The sequence below is a fragment of the Gymnodinialimonas sp. genome (assembly GCF_059726805.1).
Window position 1 is genome coordinate 3,877,025 of record NZ_AP041059.1, and the last position, 17,141, is coordinate 3,894,165.

Annotated in this window: 19 protein-coding genes; 12 read left to right on the forward strand and 7 right to left on the reverse strand. The window is 65.8% G+C overall.

Annotation, left to right across the window (positions count from 1 at the left end; genetic code table 11):
- Nucleotides 1-41: 41 nt before the first annotated feature.
- Together AC6I9R_RS18890 and AC6I9R_RS18895 are read right to left on the reverse strand one after the other, a co-directional pair.
- Entirely contained in the window at nt 42-836 is a 795-nt protein-coding gene (locus AC6I9R_RS18890) for an inositol monophosphatase family protein (RefSeq protein ID WP_461429032.1), read from the reverse strand.
- Between the two features lie 113 nt (nt 837-949).
- A complete protein-coding gene (locus AC6I9R_RS18895; RefSeq protein WP_461429002.1) occupies nt 950-1,858 on the reverse strand; it encodes a LysR family transcriptional regulator in 909 nt (302 codons plus the stop codon).
- Between the two features lie 94 nt (nt 1,859-1,952).
- Here AC6I9R_RS18895 and metF point away from each other — a divergent pair, with 94 nt between their 5' ends.
- From metF to AC6I9R_RS18940, 9 genes are all read left to right on the forward strand, one after another.
- A complete protein-coding gene (gene metF, locus AC6I9R_RS18900) occupies nt 1,953-2,819 on the forward strand; it encodes a methylenetetrahydrofolate reductase [NAD(P)H] (protein ID WP_461429003.1) in 867 nt (288 codons plus the stop codon).
- A 294-nt stretch (nt 2,820-3,113) separates the two neighbouring features.
- Nucleotides 3,114-3,554, forward strand: a complete 441-nt coding sequence (locus AC6I9R_RS18905) for a PaaI family thioesterase (RefSeq protein WP_461429033.1) — start codon at nt 3,114-3,116, stop codon at nt 3,552-3,554.
- Between the two features lie 81 nt (nt 3,555-3,635).
- A complete protein-coding gene (locus AC6I9R_RS18910) occupies nt 3,636-4,820 on the forward strand; it encodes an aspartate aminotransferase family protein (RefSeq protein ID WP_461429034.1) in 1,185 nt (394 codons plus the stop codon).
- A gap of 82 nt (nt 4,821-4,902) precedes the next feature.
- Complete coding sequence (gene argF, locus AC6I9R_RS18915; protein ID WP_461429004.1) at nt 4,903-5,829, forward strand: ornithine carbamoyltransferase; 927 nt, start codon at nt 4,903-4,905, stop codon at nt 5,827-5,829.
- Complete coding sequence (locus AC6I9R_RS18920; protein ID WP_461429005.1) at nt 5,822-6,799, forward strand: alpha/beta hydrolase; 978 nt, start codon at nt 5,822-5,824, stop codon at nt 6,797-6,799. The genes argF and AC6I9R_RS18920 overlap by 8 nt, the downstream gene beginning before the upstream one ends.
- Nucleotides 6,800-6,849: 50 nt before the next feature.
- A complete protein-coding gene (locus AC6I9R_RS18925) occupies nt 6,850-7,695 on the forward strand; it encodes a DMT family transporter (RefSeq protein ID WP_461429035.1) in 846 nt (281 codons plus the stop codon).
- A 134-nt stretch (nt 7,696-7,829) separates the two neighbouring features.
- A complete protein-coding gene (locus tag AC6I9R_RS18930; protein WP_461429006.1) occupies nt 7,830-8,408 on the forward strand; it encodes a GcrA family cell cycle regulator in 579 nt (192 codons plus the stop codon).
- 20 nt (nt 8,409-8,428) lie between these two features.
- The gene (locus AC6I9R_RS18935; RefSeq protein ID WP_461429007.1) at nt 8,429-8,785 is read left to right on the forward strand and encodes a glyoxalase superfamily protein; all 357 of its coding nucleotides are present in this window, start codon (nt 8,429-8,431) and stop codon (nt 8,783-8,785) included.
- A 78-nt stretch (nt 8,786-8,863) separates the two neighbouring features.
- Entirely contained in the window at nt 8,864-9,355 is a 492-nt protein-coding gene (locus AC6I9R_RS18940) for a hypothetical protein (RefSeq protein WP_461429008.1), read from the forward strand.
- Nucleotides 9,356-9,420: 65 nt separating this feature from the next.
- On the opposite strand, the gene AC6I9R_RS18945 is transcribed toward AC6I9R_RS18940, so the two are convergent.
- The 3 genes from AC6I9R_RS18945 to AC6I9R_RS18955 are packed head-to-tail and all read right to left on the reverse strand — an operon-like array spanning nt 9,421 to nt 13,686.
- On the reverse strand, nt 9,421-11,163 hold the full coding sequence (locus AC6I9R_RS18945) for a hypothetical protein (RefSeq protein ID WP_461429009.1): 1,743 nt from the start codon (nt 11,161-11,163) through the stop codon (nt 9,421-9,423).
- Between the two features lie 38 nt (nt 11,164-11,201).
- Nucleotides 11,202-11,708, reverse strand: coding sequence for a transglycosylase SLT domain-containing protein (locus AC6I9R_RS18950; RefSeq protein ID WP_461429010.1), 507 nt, complete (start codon nt 11,706-11,708; stop codon nt 11,202-11,204).
- Between the two features lie 13 nt (nt 11,709-11,721).
- Entirely contained in the window at nt 11,722-13,686 is a 1,965-nt protein-coding gene (locus AC6I9R_RS18955) for an AsmA family protein (protein ID WP_461429011.1), read from the reverse strand.
- A 139-nt stretch (nt 13,687-13,825) separates the two neighbouring features.
- On the opposite strand from AC6I9R_RS18955, the gene rimO reads away from it, so the two are divergent.
- Nucleotides 13,826-15,208, forward strand: coding sequence for a 30S ribosomal protein S12 methylthiotransferase RimO (gene rimO / locus AC6I9R_RS18960; RefSeq protein ID WP_461429012.1), 1,383 nt, complete (start codon nt 13,826-13,828; stop codon nt 15,206-15,208).
- Here the strand turns inward: rimO and AC6I9R_RS18965 are convergent.
- Entirely contained in the window at nt 15,205-15,555 is a 351-nt protein-coding gene (locus AC6I9R_RS18965) for a hypothetical protein (protein ID WP_461429013.1), read from the reverse strand. The genes rimO and AC6I9R_RS18965 overlap by 4 nt on opposite strands.
- Before the next feature lie 93 nt (nt 15,556-15,648).
- Nucleotides 15,649-16,350 carry a M48 family metallopeptidase gene (locus tag AC6I9R_RS18970; protein WP_461429014.1) on the reverse strand — a complete coding sequence of 234 codons (702 nt, stop codon included), beginning with the start codon at nt 16,348-16,350 and terminating at the stop codon, nt 15,649-15,651.
- Nucleotides 16,351-16,459: 109 nt separating this feature from the next.
- Here AC6I9R_RS18970 and AC6I9R_RS18975 point away from each other — a divergent pair, with 109 nt between their 5' ends.
- Together AC6I9R_RS18975 and AC6I9R_RS18980 are read left to right on the forward strand one after the other, a co-directional pair.
- Nucleotides 16,460-16,846: a thiol-disulfide oxidoreductase DCC family protein gene (locus tag AC6I9R_RS18975; RefSeq protein ID WP_461429015.1), complete on the forward strand. Its 387-nt coding sequence runs from the start codon at nt 16,460-16,462 to the stop codon at nt 16,844-16,846.
- Nucleotides 16,847-16,856: 10 nt separating this feature from the next.
- Nucleotides 16,857-17,093, forward strand: coding sequence for a DUF8831 family protein (locus AC6I9R_RS18980; protein WP_461429016.1), 237 nt, complete (start codon nt 16,857-16,859; stop codon nt 17,091-17,093).
- Nucleotides 17,094-17,141: the final 48 nt, after the last annotated feature.

Sequence of the window (17,141 nt, forward strand, 5' to 3'; positions counted from 1 at the left end):
GAAAGCCGTCAGGCTTGAGGAGGGGCGGCGCCCCCGGCCCGTCAGTCGCGGGTGCGGATGACCTTGGCGAACGGCTCAAAAATCGCCTCCGTGCCACAGATCAAATGGCCGTCTTCCAAAAGCGATTGATCCTCCCGGATCGGCTCCACAAACGCGCCCGCCTCGCGCGCGATCAGGATGCCCGCGGCAATGTCCCAGGGCTTCAGGTTGTATTCCCAGTACCCCTCAAACCGCCCCGCCGCGACCCAGGCCAGATCCAGCGACGCCGCCCCGTTGCGCCGCATGCCCGAACACATCGGCATCAGCCGCGCCAGATCGCGCAGCACGGCGGGCAGGTACTTGCCGCCATCGGGCGGGAACCCGGCCGAAAACACCGCCTCCGACATCTTCTTGCGCGCCGACACGCGCAGCCGCTGGCTGTCGTTCAACCACGCGCCCGCACCCTTCTCGGCAAAGAACATCTCGTCCTTGGCCGGGTCATAGACGACGCCCGCCACGATCTCACCCTTGTGCTCCAGGGCGATGGAAATCGCCCAATGGGGCATCGCGTGCAGGAAATTCGTGGTGCCATCCAGCGGGTCCACGATCCACCGGCGCGTCGGGTCCTTGCCGATGATCTCGGCCTCTTCCTCGCCCAGGAACCCGTAGTTGGGCCGCGCCTCCATCAGGTCGTCCTTGATGATCTGCTGCGCCGCCCGGTCCGCGCGGCTGACGAAATCGCCGGGGCCCTTGGAAGACACCTGCAACTGCTCCACCTCGCGGAAGTCCTTTTGCAGCGACCGCGCCGCTTTGCGCGCAGCCTTGATCATCACGTTGAGGTTGGCAGAGCCTTGCATCGGAAATCCCTTCAGGTCAGGCGCGCCGTATAGACGGGGCAATGCCCCCTGCCAAGAGGCACCCCAAACTCTTGCAAGAGTTTGTCCCGATCCTTCCAAGGATCGGGCTCCGCCTAGCCCCGCCGTTGCAGCTTCAACGGCTCAGTCCGGCTCAGCTTCAACACGTGGGACATGAACGGTTTCGCGGTATCTTCCGTCCGGCTCGCCCCAAAAAGCCGCCGCGTCAGCCCTTTTTCCGTCAGCGATTTCGTCAGGATCGACTGGTTGACCCCCACATCGCGCACCACCCAATCCGGCAGGACCGAGACACCGCGCCCCGATGCCACCAGCAGCAGAATCACCGCCGACAGCTCCACCTGCCGGATCGCCTTGGGCTCAACGCCCGCGGGGTTCAGAAGCTGGCTGAACACATCCAGCCGCGACCGCTCCACCGGGTAGGTGATCAACGTCTGATCGGCGAAATCCTTCGCCTCGATGAACGGCTTGGAGGCCAGCGGATGATCGGCGGCGCAAACAAACACCGGCTCATAATCAAAAAGCGGGGTGAAATCGATCCCGGCCAGGTCTTCGGGATCGCTGGAAATCACCAGGTCCACGTCCTGACGGTTCAGCGCGGGCAAGGCCTCGAATTGCAGGCCGGGGCGGATGTCCACGTCCACATCGGGCCAGGTCTTGCGAAAGGCTTCCAGCACCGGCAACAGCCAGTCAAAACAGGCGTGGCACTCAATCGCAATGTGCAGACGGCCCGATTTGCCCGCCCGCAGGCCCGAGAAATCCTCCTCCAGCGCCGCCACGCGCGGCAGCACCTCTTCCGCCAGCCGCAGCATCTTCATCCCCGCAGGCGACAGGCGCATCGGCTTGGACCGGCGGATGAACAGCTCCAGCCCTGCCTGATCCTCCAGCCCCTTGATCTGGTGGCTCAGCGCCGATTGCGTGATGTGCAGGCTGTCGGCCGCCTTGGCCAATCCGCCCTCCTCGTAGATGGCCTTGATCGTGCGCAGGTGGCGGAACTCGATATGCATACGAACCTCATGTTCATGATGAGAGTTATGAATTTGTTTGGCGGTGCCCTTCTATGCGATATCCATTCGCGACATATCAAGGGCCCGTTCCGTCATGCACACGCCAAACGTCTCGTTCGAATTTTTCCCACCGAAATCGCTGGAAGGCTCCTTCCGGCTTTGGGAAACCCTCGGTGCCCTGGCGCCGCTCGACCCGAAATTCGTGTCCGTGACTTACGGCGCAGGCGGCACGACGCGCAAACTGACCCATGAGGCGGTGACCGCCATCCACGGCAACTTCGGCGTGCCCGTCGCCGCCCATCTGACCTGCGTGGATGCCACCCGGTCCGAGACCCTGGAAATCGCCGAGCAATATGCCGAGGCGGGAATCACCCAGATCGTCGCCCTGCGCGGCGACCCGCCGAAAGGCTCCAACGGATTTACGGCGCACGCCGACGGCTTTGCGTCGTCGGTTGATCTGGTCGCCGCACTGGCCAAAACGGGCAAGTTCGACATCCGCGTCGGCGCCTACCCCGATCCGCACCCCGAGGCCGCGTCGATGCAGGCCTGCGTCGACTACCTCAAGCGCAAGATCGATGCGGGCGCGACGTCGGCGATCACCCAGTTTTTCTTCGAGGCCGAGACGTTCTTCCGCTTCCGCGACGCCTGCGCGGATGCCAGCATTACCGCGCCGATCCTGCCCGGCATTCTGCCGATTGAAGACTGGTCCCGCGCCCGCCGCTTCGCCAGCGCCTGCGGCGCGGTCATCCCGACCTGGATGGATGAGGCCTATGCCAGTGCCACGCGCGACGGTCGCGAAGACCTGCTCTCCACCGCGATCTGCACCGAGTTGTGCACGGACCTGATCGAGGGCGGCGTCGAAGATCTGCACTTCTACACCCTCAACCGACCCGAGTTGACCCGCGACGTCTGCGCCGCACTTGGCGTCGCGCCAAAGGTCGCCCTGGCAGAGGTGGCCTGATCGCCCAAGACGGCTTGGCAGCGGGCAGAATGGCCCGCTGGAAGGTCCGTAAAACGCGCGCGAAATAGGTTAACCAAAGGTTAACGAAATCTGCGTTCTGAATATTTTCCAATGACTTAGGTAGGGTGCTCAAGCTTGAGCAACCCCACCCAAGCGGCAATTCAACCTTGTTTCCCCGGCCACAATCAGGCCTTCTTTGCGGCATCCGCAGCCTGATCCGAAGGACCGACAGTGACACCCCCTCTCTACGCCGCCGATGCCTCCGGGCTCGCTTCGCCCGACGTTCTCACCTCCATGTCCGGCTTCGATTTCATGCGCGGCATCCTCGACGGCAGCCTGCCGCAACCCCCCATCGGTGAGACCCTGGGGTACGTCCTCGACACGGTGGAAGACGGGCGCGTGACCTTCCGGGGCACGCCTACTTTCGGCACGCTCAACCCAACCGGCACGGTCCACGGCGGCTGGTACGGCACCCTTCTAGACAGCGCCATGGCCTGCGCGGTGATGACCAAGGTGCCAAAGGGAAGCACCTACACGACGCTTGAATACAAGGTGAACATCACCCGCTCGATCCCCATCGGCACCGAGATCATCGCGGAAGGAACCGTCTCCCACGCCGGCCGCAGCACGGGGGTGGCAGAGGGCACGATCCGCGACGCCGCCACCGGGAAACTTTTCGCCACCGGCTCCACCACCTGCATCATTATGGCCGCTGCGATCAAACCCGGTGCTTGACCCCATCAGTATCGGTGAATTGACTACGCCTCGGCCCCGGTGCAACAGGGTGCCTTGTCTTACCCCATGGAGCCCGAGCCGATGATCTCGCCTGTCCTACCCAGCTATTCCCGCGCAAACCTGTCCTTCGTGAAAGGCGAAGGATCCTGGCTCGTGGAAGCGGACGGGCGACGCTTTCTGGATTTCGCCAGCGGCATCGCGGTGATGTCCCTGGGCCACGGCCACCCGAAAGTCGTGGGCGCGCTGATGGATCAGGCGAACGCGCTCTGGCACACCTCCAACCTCTACGAGGTGCCGCAGCAAAAGGCCCTTGCCGAACGGCTGGTCGACCACACCTTCGCGGACACGGTCTTCTTCTGCAATTCCGGCACCGAAGCGGCGGAGCTGGCCATCAAGATGGCCCGCAAATACCGCACGGAAACCGGCGCGCCCGAGCGGATGAAAATCCTGACGTTCGAGGGCTGCTTTCACGGCCGCTCCACCGGTGCCATTTCCGCCTCCGGCTCCGAGAAGCTGACCAAGGGCTTCGGCCCGCTCCTCGACGGGTTCCAAACCCTGCCCTTCGGCGATCACGACGCGCTCCGCGAAGCCGCGAGCGCCCCGGACGTCGGCGCCATCATGATCGAGCCGATTCAGGGCGAAGGCGGCATCCGTCCCGTGCCCGATCAATGCCTTAAAGGCCTGCGCGATCTCTGTGATGAGCACGGCCTGCTTTTGATCATGGATGAGATCCAGTGCGGCGTCGGCCGCACCGGCAAGCTGTTCGCCCACGAATGGGCGGGCATCACGCCCGACATCATGCTGGTCGCCAAAGGCATCGGCAGCGGCTTCCCCCTCGGCGCGCTTCTGGCCACGGAGGAGGCCGCCAAAGGCATGACGGCGGGCACCCACGGCTCCACCTATGGCGGCAATCCCCTGGGCTGCGCCGTGGGCGGCGCGGTGATGGACGTGATCACCGAGGACGGCTTCCTCGATGCCGTTAACGCCAAGGCAGGCTTCCTGCGCCAGAAGCTGGAAGGCCTCGTCGCCGCCCACCCCACCATCTTCGAGGGCGTGCGCGGCCAGGGCCTGATCCTCGGCCTCAAATGCAAGGTCGCACCCATCGACGTGGTGACCGAGGGCTATAACCACGACGTCCTCACAGTGCCCGCCGCAGACAACACCGTCCGCGTCCTGCCTGCGCTCACGATCACGGAAGAGGAAATCGCCAACGGCATCGACCGCCTCGATGCCACCGCCACGGCGCTTGAGGCCAAAGCCGCCTAGCCCTTTCCCCGTTCCATAAATATCCCGGGGGGTGCAGGGGGGCTGGCCCCCCGCTCCCGCCACCAATCAAAAAGAACACCCGATGCCCAACTTCCTCGACATCCACACCACAGACCCCACAGCCCTCCGCGACATCCTTGCGGTGGCCAATGAAATGAAAACCGCGCGCGGCACCCGCCCCAAGGGCACGCAGGACGATGATCTGCCGCTTGAAGGCCGTGTCGTCGCGCTGATTTTCGAGAAGCCCTCCACCCGCACCCGGGTCAGCTTCGACGTTGGCGTGCGGCAGATGGGGGGCACCTCCTTGGTGCTTTCGGGCACCGAAATGCAACTGGGGCACGGCGAAACCATCGCCGATACCGCCCGCGTTCTGTCGCGCTACGTTGACCTGATCATGATCCGCACCTTCGGCGAGGATATCCTGCACGAGATGGCTGAACATGCGACGGTCCCGGTGATCAACGGGCTCACGGATGCGTCGCACCCCTGCCAGATCATGGCCGACGTGATGACGTTCGAGGAACACCGTGGCTCCATCAAGGGCAAGCGCGTGGCGTGGATGGGCGATGGCAATAACGTCGCCCAAAGCTTCATGCATGCCGCCGCAAGCTTCGGGTTCGATTTCACCTTTTCCGGCCCCGCGCAACTCGACCCGCGCGACGATCTGATCGGCGCTATCCGCAAGGCAGGCCAGGACTTCCGGATCGAGCGTGACCCGCTCAAAGCCGTTGTCGACGCCGACTTGGTCGTCACCGATACCTGGGTCTCCATGGGGGATGCGGAAAGCTCGCGCCAGCGCCGCCACAATCTTCTGCGTCCCTATCAAGTCAATGAGCGTCTGCTGGACGCCTCCCCGGATCACGCCATGGTCATGCATTGCCTGCCCGCCCATCGCGGCGAAGAGATCACCGATGCCATCCTCGACGGCCCCCGCTCGGTCGTGTTTGACGAGGCCGAAAACCGCCTGCACGCTCAAAAGGCGATCATGCGGTGGTGCCTGGGTGCCTAGGGTCAGCGCCCCTTTCCTGGCGGGCCTGATCGGTTTCGCTATTGCCACCTCCGCCCTGGCTGAGCCGGTGGACCTCACCATTGACCGCGACGGGGTGACCCTGGCCGGGACGTTGGAATTGCCCGAAACCGCCGCACCCGTCGCGGCGCTGATCCTGCCGGGCTCTGGCCCGACGGATCGCAATGGCAACAGCGCCCTGGGGATTTCGTCGGACAGCTACCGGCTTCTGGCCGAGGCCCTGGCAGAGGCGGGCATTGCCACCGCGCGGATCGACAAGCGCGGCGTCGGCGGCAGCGGCGGCGATGGAAACGCCGTCTCGCTTGAGCTTTACCGCGTCGATACCGCAGCCTGGATCGATGAATTGCGCGCGCAGACAGACGCGACCTGCGTCTGGCTGATCGGGCATAGCGAGGGCGCAATCATCGCGCTTTTCTCTGCCGACTTGCCCAACCTGTGCGGCCTCATCCTGCTGACCCCACCCGGGCGCCCCTTGGGCGATTTGATGCTTGACCAAATGGCATTGAACCCGGCGCTCGCGACGTTCTTGCCCGCCATTGAGGCCGCGATTGCGGCGGTGGTGGCCGGGCAAGCCCCCGATCTTTCTGCCCTGCCACCGCCCTTGGCGGCGCTGTTCGATGGCCCCGCAAGCGCCTATCTGGCCGAGTTGTTGCGCACATCCCCCGCGACGCTTTTGGCAGCAACAGATCTTCCCACCCTGATCGTCCACGGCGACGCGGATATCCAGGTTCCCCCGTCCGAGGCTGCCGCCCTTTCCGACGCGCGCGCCACCGCGCAGTTTCTCGTCCTCTCCGGCCTCACACACCTGTTGAAAACCGCGACGCCCCTCGCCGATGCCGCTACGCCTGAGGCCTATGTGTCCGAAAGCCTGGCGACCTATTCGGCGCCTGACATGCCCCTTCACGCCGCCCTTGTGCCCGCCTTGCTGGATTTCATGGGACACGCTGAGTGAGCGTGCCCGCACGCGCGACGCTCCCATCCCAGGGGCAGGCCATCGCGTTCATGCTGTGTGCCACGGCCTTCATCGCCGCCACCTCGCTGCTGGCCAAGGCGCTGGGAACGGACACGCTTGGACCGGCCCTGCATCCGGTGCAAGTCAGCCACGGTCGGTTCCTGTTCGCCTGGATCACCATCGCCTGCGTCGTCGCCGTGCTGCGCCCGCAGTTTTTCCGGCCCAACTGGGGGCTCCATATCGGGCGCACGGTCACGGGTTTTGGCGGCGTCACTTGCATGTTCGCCGCCGCCGCCCTGATCCCGCTGGCCGATGCCACGGCGATCACCTTCCTCAACCCCGTCTTCGGGATGATCCTGGCCATTCCCGCGCTGGGGGAGAAGGTCGGCAAATGGCGCTGGCTTGCCGCCGCCATCGCCTTCACCGGCGCCCTGATCCTGATCCGCCCCGGCGCGGGCGCCGTTGCCCCCGGTGCGCTCCTGGCGCTCGCGGCTGCGCTTGCCTTCGGTCTGGAGCTGACCTTCATCAAGCGCCTCGCGGGCCGCGAGCGCCCGTTGCAGATCCTGTTCTTCAACAACTCCCTCGGCGTGGTGATCGCCACCGCCGCTGTCATCGCGGTCTGGCAACCGCCGACGCCCCTGCAATGGGCCGCGCTCGCCGCACTTGGCACCCTGATGGCGGCGGCCCAGGCCTGTTTCGTCAACTCCGTCGCCCGCGCCGACGCCAGCTTCGTGGCGCCGTTCTCCTACCTCACGCTGGTCTTCGCCGCGCTTTATGATTTCGCCATCTTCGGCGTCACGCCCACCGGGTTGTCCTACCTCGGCGCCGCAACGATCATCGCCGGTGCCGCGCTCCTGGCTTGGCGCGAGGCGCGCGCCAAGGCTTATCCCGGCTAAATCGCCGCGCCCACCTTGCCCTTGCCCGCGCGGAGCCTCACAATAGGCCTTCCATTCGCGGGCCGACCGCACCATATACCCATGCTGACACATGAACGCCGCGTGCGGCGGAACGAAAGCCGGAAGGTACATCCATGTCCTGGACCGATGAACGGGTCGAAACACTGAAGAAAATGTGGGGCGAGGGCCAGTCGGCCAGCCAGATCGCCAAGGAACTGGGCGGTGTGACCCGCAATGCCGTCATCGGCAAGGTCCATCGCCTGGGCCTGTCCAACCGCTCGGGCGGCGGTGCCTCTGCACCATCCAAGCCCGCCCCTGCCGCCAAGGAAGCGCCCGCCGCCAAACCCGCGCCCGCGCCCAAGCCAGCGCCTGAAACCAAAGCGGCAGAGCCCGCGCCCGCCCCCGCGCCGCGCACCAACATCATGCCGCTGCGCAAACCCATCGCGCCCGCAGGCCAGCCCCTGCCGCCGCAGCCGTCCGCCAATGAGATCAGCCCCGAGGCGCTCGCCAAGGTGTCCGAGGTTGAGAAGCACGCCAAGAAGATCAGCCTGATGGAGCTGACCGAGCGGGTCTGCAAATGGCCCATCGGTGATCCCGCGACCGAGGATTTCTACTTCTGCGGCCTGCCGGTTCAACAGGGTAAACCCTACTGCGATGCCCACGTCGGCGTGGCGTTCCAGCCGATGTCGTCGCGCCGCGACCGCCGCCGTTGATCTGTTTGGGGGCCTGATCCATGCAAGCCCCCATCCCCATCCTGCGCAGCTTTTCCGAGGCCGAGGCCAAGGCGTTCTACGTCGATTACCTCGGCTTTGAGGTCACGTTCGAGCATCGCTTCCACGCAACAGCCCCCCTCTACTTCGAGGTCCTGCGCGGAGCGTGCCGCCTGCACATCTCCGAGCACCACGGCGACGCCGCCCCGGGCCAGGCGCTGCGCATCGGCATCGCGGATGTCGACGCGTTCCATGCCGAGATCACAGCCCGCGCGCACAAACGCCTGAACCCCGGCATCAACGAGGTCCCTTGGGGTTTCCGAGAGGTCAGCCTGCAAGACCCCTTCTACAACCGCCTGATCTTCTGCCAACGGATCTGATCCCCAGGCCATCTCGCCTTTGTGATTGGCCGCGCCCTGCCCCCTGCCCCTAGGCTGGGCCAAACGATGGGGGGCCCGATGAAGAAACAGCGCAAGAAGACGAACGCCAAACGCAAAGGCCCCGCAGCCCCCCCGCCCGAGGCCCCGCCGACCCGGCGCAGGGTGCTGCTGCACCTGCGCAATGCGGCCATCGCCGTGCCTGTCGTGGGCGTTGCGGGCTACTTCACCGCCCAAAGGGTGCAAGCCTCGATCTGCGAGCTGGACCTCTCCAAGATCGGCGACGGGACGCCCGCCGTGGTTCAGGTCCATGACCCCCAATGCAGCCTCTGCGTGACACTACAGCGCCAGACCCGCCGCGCCCTGCGCGCCTATGGCGACGACAGCCACCACTTCCTGGTGGCCAACATCGCCACGACCCAGGGCGAGTTCTTCGCCCGCCGCCACGGGGTTGGCAACGTCACGCTGGTTCTGCTGGATGGTGCCGGGCAACAGACGGGCGTGGTGCGCGGCCCGATCTCATCGGAGGCGCTGTCCGACGCGCTGCAAGCCCACCTCGGCCCCAGCGCGTAGACGGGACGGCGGGCGGGGCGCCTCTGCCCCCGCCAGGGGGCGGACAGCGCCGCACACCGTCCCGCTCAATCGCGTCGCCCGACGACACCGGTCAACACGGCCGCCCCCATCGCCGCAATCACGATGCCCGCGATCTGGAAGAACCAGCGGCTGTAGAACGCCACCTCGCCCAATGCGCCCCGCCCCGTCGTGGCCCGCCACGCCTCCTCCTGCCCCAAGGCATCGAGCGGCAGGAACAGGTCGAGCCCGTAGAGCATCGCATTGAACGTCTCATAATCCTGCGCCGCCGGGCTCTGCAGCCAGGCGACCAACGGAAACCCCGCGTCCCCCGCCTCCGCCACGGCCCCCAGCCAATCGTCCGAGGTCAAAACCACATCCGAATTCGGCGCAAACTGCCCGTTGTGGTAGGCTGCACAATTCAACCCCGCCGCGATGACGATCAGAAAGAGCGAGGCAAGCAACGCCCGAACCGGCTTGTGGCCATAGCCAAACACCAGCCCGAACACCAAATCCCAAACCCGCAACCAAGCGCAGGTCAGCCATGCCAAAAGCCCCTGCGGGCTTGTATTGCGCGCCCAAACCCGCGCCCGCTCCGCCGCCCTCTGCCGCTTCTCCCGGTCCACCAGAACCCGCGCGGCCCCCTCTCGGTTGCCCTGCGCCCGCAGCACGCTCGCCAATTGCACATGGGGCTGCGGGTCAAATCCAGGGCCGACTTCCACCGGCCGATCCATCGCCTCGCACGCGCGGCCCAACCACGCCAAACGATCCGTTACAGACATGGACCCTTCCACGCGGTCATAGTGAAACCCGTCCAGCTTCAGTTCTCCAACCCTGTCCCAAGCCGCCCAATCATCCCGCAAGGACCCTACCTTCGCCTCGGTCAAATCCACCGCGCGTCGCGCGCCCGTCACGGATTTCCAGAAGAAGCCGCCACCGATTCTCGCGCCTGCTAGGGCAATCCCTTCCTCCAGAGTGGGCGCCTCCCCTCTCTGCGGCACGACCATCAAATTCCCAACGACAACCGCGCGGGTAAAATCCACCAATTGCGTTGCCGAGAACGTTCCACGCAAAAGCACATCCGCGCCAATCTCTGCCGCCTGGCAACTGAGTGCCAGCCCCTTGGTTGCCTTGAACGCCCCGTCCTCGCAAGCCAGCTGCCCCCCAATCCGCGCACGCATTAAATTCACCTCTCCAAGGGCTTCAAACCCGTCGCTCAAAAACACACTCGCGCCAACCTCTGCCGCATCGCAATTGAGCGCCCGCCCCTCGGTCGCCTTGAACGCCCCGCCGTCGCAACCCAACTGCCCCCCAATCTGCGCGCCCCCCAGGTCCACGGGCCCGTCGGATTGAAACCCGCCTCGCAAGTGTACATCCCGAATTGTCGTCAGGCGGTGAAGGTCCAACCCCTTCGCACCATGACAGCCGGGCAAATACAGCCCCCCAACTTGCGCATCATGCAGCGTGACCGCCTCCGGCAAGCGGCATTTCTCTAACGTCAGATCAATCGAGGCGACGCAGGCCTCTAGATCCAGCTTCCCTTCGATCCAAGCCCCCCGAATCCAAACTCCCTTAGGATGGGGCCGCGTTCCGCCCTCCTCTTCCGATCCGCCCCACATCAGGTAGCGGATGAACGTCGCCCGCACTCGGCGATCCGGGTCTTCGCAATCCTCTGGCAGGTCCTCTTTGCCCGCCAACACCGCAATCCGCCCAAGCCGACATTCCTTCCACAGGTCCTTCTCCAGCGCGCTCCAGTCGTCGCGCGGGCCTAGGTCTTTAACGGTGGGCTGATACGTTGGGGTTCTGTTCATCCCCTATAGGTAGGCCTCCCCCCGCCTCGCCGCAACGATCAGCGGCAGTGACGCGCCACCTCGCGGGTGCGCAGGCCCGTCGCCACCAGCAGGCAGCGGTCGCGCGCCTCGTAGTAATAGCCCCGCGCGTACCAGCCGACGGCCTCGTCGATGTTCCCGTCGCTCACCAGCCACGCGCCGCGCAGGTAGCGGCCCGCGTATTCCAGGTTCGTGCGCGCATCGAGCAATTCACTCGGCGGGCCGTCGTGGCCCATCTGCCCCGCCGTTTCCGGCAGGATCTGCATCAGCCCCCAATAGGGCCCGTTGCGCGCATCCGCGCGGTAGTCGCTTTCGCGTTGGATCACCCGGTGCAAGAGCGCGACGGGGATGTCGTGGCGGGTCGCGTATTCATTGACCAGCGCCCGCATCTGGGGCGTCTCACCGGGGTACAAGTCCGGCTGGCCGCGCGGCACGGCGGCCTCATCTCGGCCACCGCCGAACCCCAGGATCCCACCGCCGCAGCCCGCCAACAGCACGCACAGTGCCATCACACCAAATACTCTCATTCCCACTACACCTTCATTCCGTCGGGGCTTGATTGCCAAAGATCAGTTGCTGGACGCCGTTGATCAACTCGTCTGTCAGCTGTTGTTCGATCTCTTCGGGGGTATCCCCGGCCTCGATCTCGGTTCCCAGCAGCTCATTCGCCCGGTCGCGGGCCAGGCCTTCCAGCCGGTCCTCTTCGGCTTCCAGCGCCGCGCGCGCCTCGGCCTCCAGCCGCGCGCGTTCTTCGGCCAGTTCAATCTCGGCCAGCAGCGCCAGGTCCGGGCCGATCTGTGGCGCGGACCACGGGCCCGTCACCGCAATCGGCACCCGCACCTCTGCGACGCCCTCCGCGCCGCGGAACACGCCCGGCACCAGCGTGTAATCCACGGTCATCGCGGCGAGGTCAGCCTCGCCCGCGCCGCGCACTTCGCCCCAGGGGGCGTCCAGGAACAGGTCTTCGTTGCGCAGGATGCCATCGCGCACGATGAAATCGGCGGTCACCCGGTCATAGACCGTGCGCTGACCCTCGCCCTGGAACGAGGCGTCGAAGTTGCGCAGCATACCGCCGAGGTCGAGGCCGATGATCGCCCCCTGTCCCAGCGCAATATCACCCTCTGCCTCCAACCCGTCCATGATCGTGTAGAGGTCATTGCCGACGCCCAGAAACTCGACCGAGGCCGAGCCTGTGCCCTCCAGCCGCTCATATCCCGCCATCGCCGCCATCAGCGGCTGCAACGCGACATTGGCCAGGATCAAATCGCCGCCCACCGACAAGCCGCCGCGCCCGTTGATCACGAATTGCCCGGCCAACTGGCCCTCATAAGTGCGGATGGAGGCGATGTCGAAGACCAGCCGCCCCCGGTTCACCGTGGCGCGCAGGTCGATGTCGCTCAGCGCCACCGCGCCCAGATCAAGGCTTTGCGCGCGCACCGTCAGGTCCGCGTCGCTGGTAAAAAGACCCGAGACATCAATGACATCGCGCGGCCAGCCTTCCGTGGCTGCGCTGTCGCTGGCCAAAAGGCCCGGCAGCGCGATCTCACCGCCCGTGATCGTCCCGCGCAGCATCGGGCGATCTTCGCCCGGCACAAGATCAGCGGCGACGTTCAGCATAGTCTCATCCAGCCGCAGCACGCCGCCGCGCAGATGGACTGAGCCTTCTTGCGCCAAACGCACGTCCCCGGTCACCGCGATGCGGTCCCGCCCGAGGCCCTGGGGCAGGTCCGGCATCACGCCGCCTGCGACCGCCACAAGCGGTGCCAGGTCCTCTGCCGTCAGGTCCATCGCGCCTTCTGCCGTGGCATCGAGGCCCAACTCCCCGTCGAACGCGACGGAGCCGCCTTGCCACCGCAGCGTCGCAACCACGGGCCGCGCGTCTCCGGCCAGAAGATCCGCGACGCCGTCGATGATCGTGTCCAGCACCAGCGGCACGCCGTTGACCTGGGCGTTGCCCTCGATCTCGACCGCGCCGCCTGCCTCGGGCAGGCGCACGGTCGCGTCCATCTGCGCCACGTCCCAATCGGCCCCCGCTTCGCGGTCGAGGTAGCGCACGCGAGCGTTGCGGATGATCGCCTCGTCAAAGCCCACCTGTACTTGCGTTTCGGCCTCGCCGCTGCTGCCGCCCATGTCCCAGGAGGTACGCCCATCGGCGGCGCGCACCAGCATGATTGTGGCGCCTTCCAGCACCGCCCGCTCCACCCGGATATCGCCCGAGAACAACCCGTTCCACGCCACGCCCACGTTCACCCGCTCGGCCTCGATCATCGGGGCGTCGCCTGCCCAAGCGGGGTTGCCGACCCGAAGGCCCTCAATGGTGATGCCCAGGTCGGGCCACAGGGTCGGCCGCGCCTCTCCGGTGATTGTGACGGGGCGGCCCGTGGCTTGGGTGATCCGCTCGCTGGCGATCGCTGCGATGCGCTCGGCCGGGATCAACAGGATCACGCCCAACGCCAGAAACAACAGGACGACGATTGCGCCCAATACTCGAAAAATCCACCGCATTTCCTGCGCCTTTTGTCCTCAATACGCGCAGCTTATCGCGGTTCCCGGCCCGCGCACATCCAAAACGTGGGAAAGCGGCGAGGGATTGCCGAGCTTTCGGCCCCTTTCCATGGGTCCTGACAGCCGCTATCTGCTGCCCATGAGCCAGAACCCACTCCTCCTCCGCCCCGATCTTGCCCGCGCGCAGGTGCCCGACGACAGCCGCAACGGGGCCGCGCGCCCCGGTCAGCCCCGCATCGGCATGGTGTCGCTTGGGTGCCCGAAAGCGCTGGTCGACAGCGAACGGATCCTCACCCGCCTGCGGGCCGAGGGCTATGCAATCAGCCCTGACTATACCGGCGCCGAAGCGGTGATCGTGAACACCTGCGGGTTCCTGGACTCCGCCAAGTTGGAAAGCCTCGACGCGATTGGCGAGGCGCTGGAGGCCAACGGCAAGGTCATCGTGACGGGATGTCTGGGCGCGGAGCCCGAGTACATCACCGGCGCGCATCCCAAGGTTCTCGCCGTCACCGGCCCTCAGCAATACGAACAGGTGCTGGACGCCGTCCACACCGCCGTGCCCCCCGCACCGGACCCGTTCATTGACCTTTTGCCGCCCGCAGGCGTCAAGCTGACGCCCCGCCATTATGCCTATCTAAAGATCGCCGAGGGTTGCGATCACAAGTGCAAGTTCTGCATCATCCCCGATATGCGCGGCAAGCTCGCCAGCCGCCCCCAGGCCGCCGTGATGCGCGAGGCTGAGAAGCTGGTGGAAAGCGGTGTCCAGGAAATCCTGATCATCTCCCAAGACACGTCGGCTTACGGCACGGACTGGAAAGGCCGGGACGAGAAGTTTCCGATCCTCAATCTATCCCGTGACTTATCCACATTGGGTGCCTGGATTCGCTTGCACTACGTCTACCCCTATCCCCATGTCCGCGAGTTAATCCCCCTGATGGCAGATCCGGCCAATGGCCTGCTGCCCTACCTCGATATCCCGTTCCAGCACGCCCACCCGGACGTCCTGAAACGCATGGCGCGCCCCGCCGCCGCCTCGCGCACCCTGGATGAAATCCGAGCCTGGCGCGCTGACTGCCCGGACATCACCCTGCGCTCCACCTTCATCGTCGGCTACCCCGGCGAGACAGAGGCCGAGTTCCAGACCCTGCTCGATTGGCTGGACGAAGCGCAGCTCGACCGGATCGGCTGCTTCCAGTACGAAAACGTCGACGGCGCGCGGTCCAACGCGCTGCCGGATCACGTCGCGCCCGAGGTCAAGCAAGACCGCTGGGACCGGTTCATGGAGAAGGCCCAAGCCATCTCCGAGGCGAAGCTGCAGGCCAAGGTGGGCCGCACTCTGCAGGTGCTCGTCGACACAGTCGACGCCGAGGGCGCGACCTGCCGCACCATGGCAGACGCGCCCGAGATCGACGGCAACCTCTTCATCGATGAAGGGTTCGAGGGGCTCACCCCGGGCGACCGGGTTACCGTCGAGGTCGATGAGGCCAGTGACTATGACCTCTGGGGCAAACTCACGACTTAGCGCGGGCTGCGGGTCAGAAGCTCCAGCCCTTCGCCGTCCCCCCAGGTGCCGTGCAACTCGCCGTCGGGCATGACCAGATAGAAGGCCGGGTGCTGCGCGCCCCATTCCACGGTCAAGACGTCGCCGTTCAGGACACCGACACCGGAATAGGTGCTGCCAACGCTCCAGTTGACGGTGACCGTGCCGTTGGAATTGCCCGAGATCGCGACGGTGCCGCTATAGGCCGACCCGTCCGCGTTGCGGCCATAAGCATAGTAATCGCCCAGAATGTTCTGTTGCGCTTGGGCGATGGGGGCCACCGCCGTCACGGCGGCCATGGCGAGGGGAAGGGCTGAAAAACGGATCATGATGAAATCTCCAAAGGAAGGGACAGGGGTCGCAGTCTGCCACGCCCCCGCCTCTGCGTCATCTGGAGGTTTCCCTGCCTAAACGTGGCTGGCCTAAGGGCACAGCTCCGCCGCCGTTTCCTGCACGATCCGCACCCGCGCGGCGTTGGGCGGGTGGGTGCTGAACACGCCTGCCTCCGGGTCCGGGATCTGCGCGAAGAACTGCGCGCCGACGATCGGGTCAAAACCCGCAGCACAGGTAATCAGCGTGCCCAGGCTGTCGGCCTCCAGCTCTGCCCGTTGGCTGAACTGCCGCGACCCCACAAACGCCCCTTGTTGCGCCGCTGCGATGATCTCTTGCCGCGTCGCCCCCTGCTGCTGCGCCGTCGCGCCGAAGATCTGCGCGCCGGCGCGCGCCGCCGCCTCTTGCTCGCCAAGATGTTGGGCGATGTGGTGGGCCGTCTCATGGCCGATCACGAAGGCCAGCTCGTCGGCGTTGCGCACCGACCGGATCAGGCCCACGGTCAGGATGATCACCGGGCGGCCCGTCTCGGGGTTGAAGGTCTGGAACGCATTGATCCCGCCGCGCGGATCGCGGTTCACCAGAAACTCGAAATCGCAATTCTGTCGCGGGGTCTCATTGCGGCAGATCTGCTCGGCCACGGGTTCCATCCGGCGCGTGACCTCGATGGCGCGCGAGACCGAGACGGGGATCGTCTCGGGCACGACAGTCGTCGGTTGCGGGGCGACCGTCGGGGTGGGCGCCACGCAGGCCCCGAGGGCGAGGGCTGACAACAGGGGAATGAGGATGCGCATCGCGGGCTCCGTCAGGGATGAAGCAACAGTAACCCGGCGCGCGCAGGCGTCCAGACCGATCCGATCACGAGCCTGTGGGCAAACCGCGCGAAAGGCCTAACTCTGCCCCATGAAACCGACCCGAGTTCTCTATAATGGCCGCTGCCCGATCTGCCGCGCCGAGATTTCCCAATACGCCCGCCGCGCCGCCGCGCTCGGCGCGCCGCTGGTGTTCGAAGACCTGCACGAGGCGCCGCTGGACGCCTGGAACCTGACGCCCGACGCCGCAAAGCGCCGCTTGCACGCGCGGCTTCCGGACGGCGCCCAGGTCTCGGGCATTGCCGCTTTCGCCGCGATCTGGGACCATCTTCCAAACCTGCGTTGGCTGGCGCGGGCCGTGCGATTGCCCGGCCTCTGCGTGCTGACGCGCCTGGCCTATGACCACATCGCCGCCCCGGTCCTCTACCATCTGCACCGCCGCAGAGAGAGGCTTGGCAACCGTCCCCCACGTCCCTAACCTCGCGCCCATGTTTACCATCGAGCATGAATTCGACGCCACCATCGTGACCCTCGTGGACGAGGGGGAGCTGCCCCTGCAAGAGGACGTGATTGTCTCCGCGTTCGAGGAATGCGTGACCCTGCAACAGGCCGATCCGCGCACCGATCAGATGCGCACGATCACGCTGTCGCTGGACCAGGTCCGCGACCTTGCCGCCGCCCTTGATCTGCCGGAAGGGGCTTATCAGCTACAGCAGGATCCGTAGCGCGCCTTTAGCTAGTGCCATCTATCCACAAGTAATCTGGGGATAGTT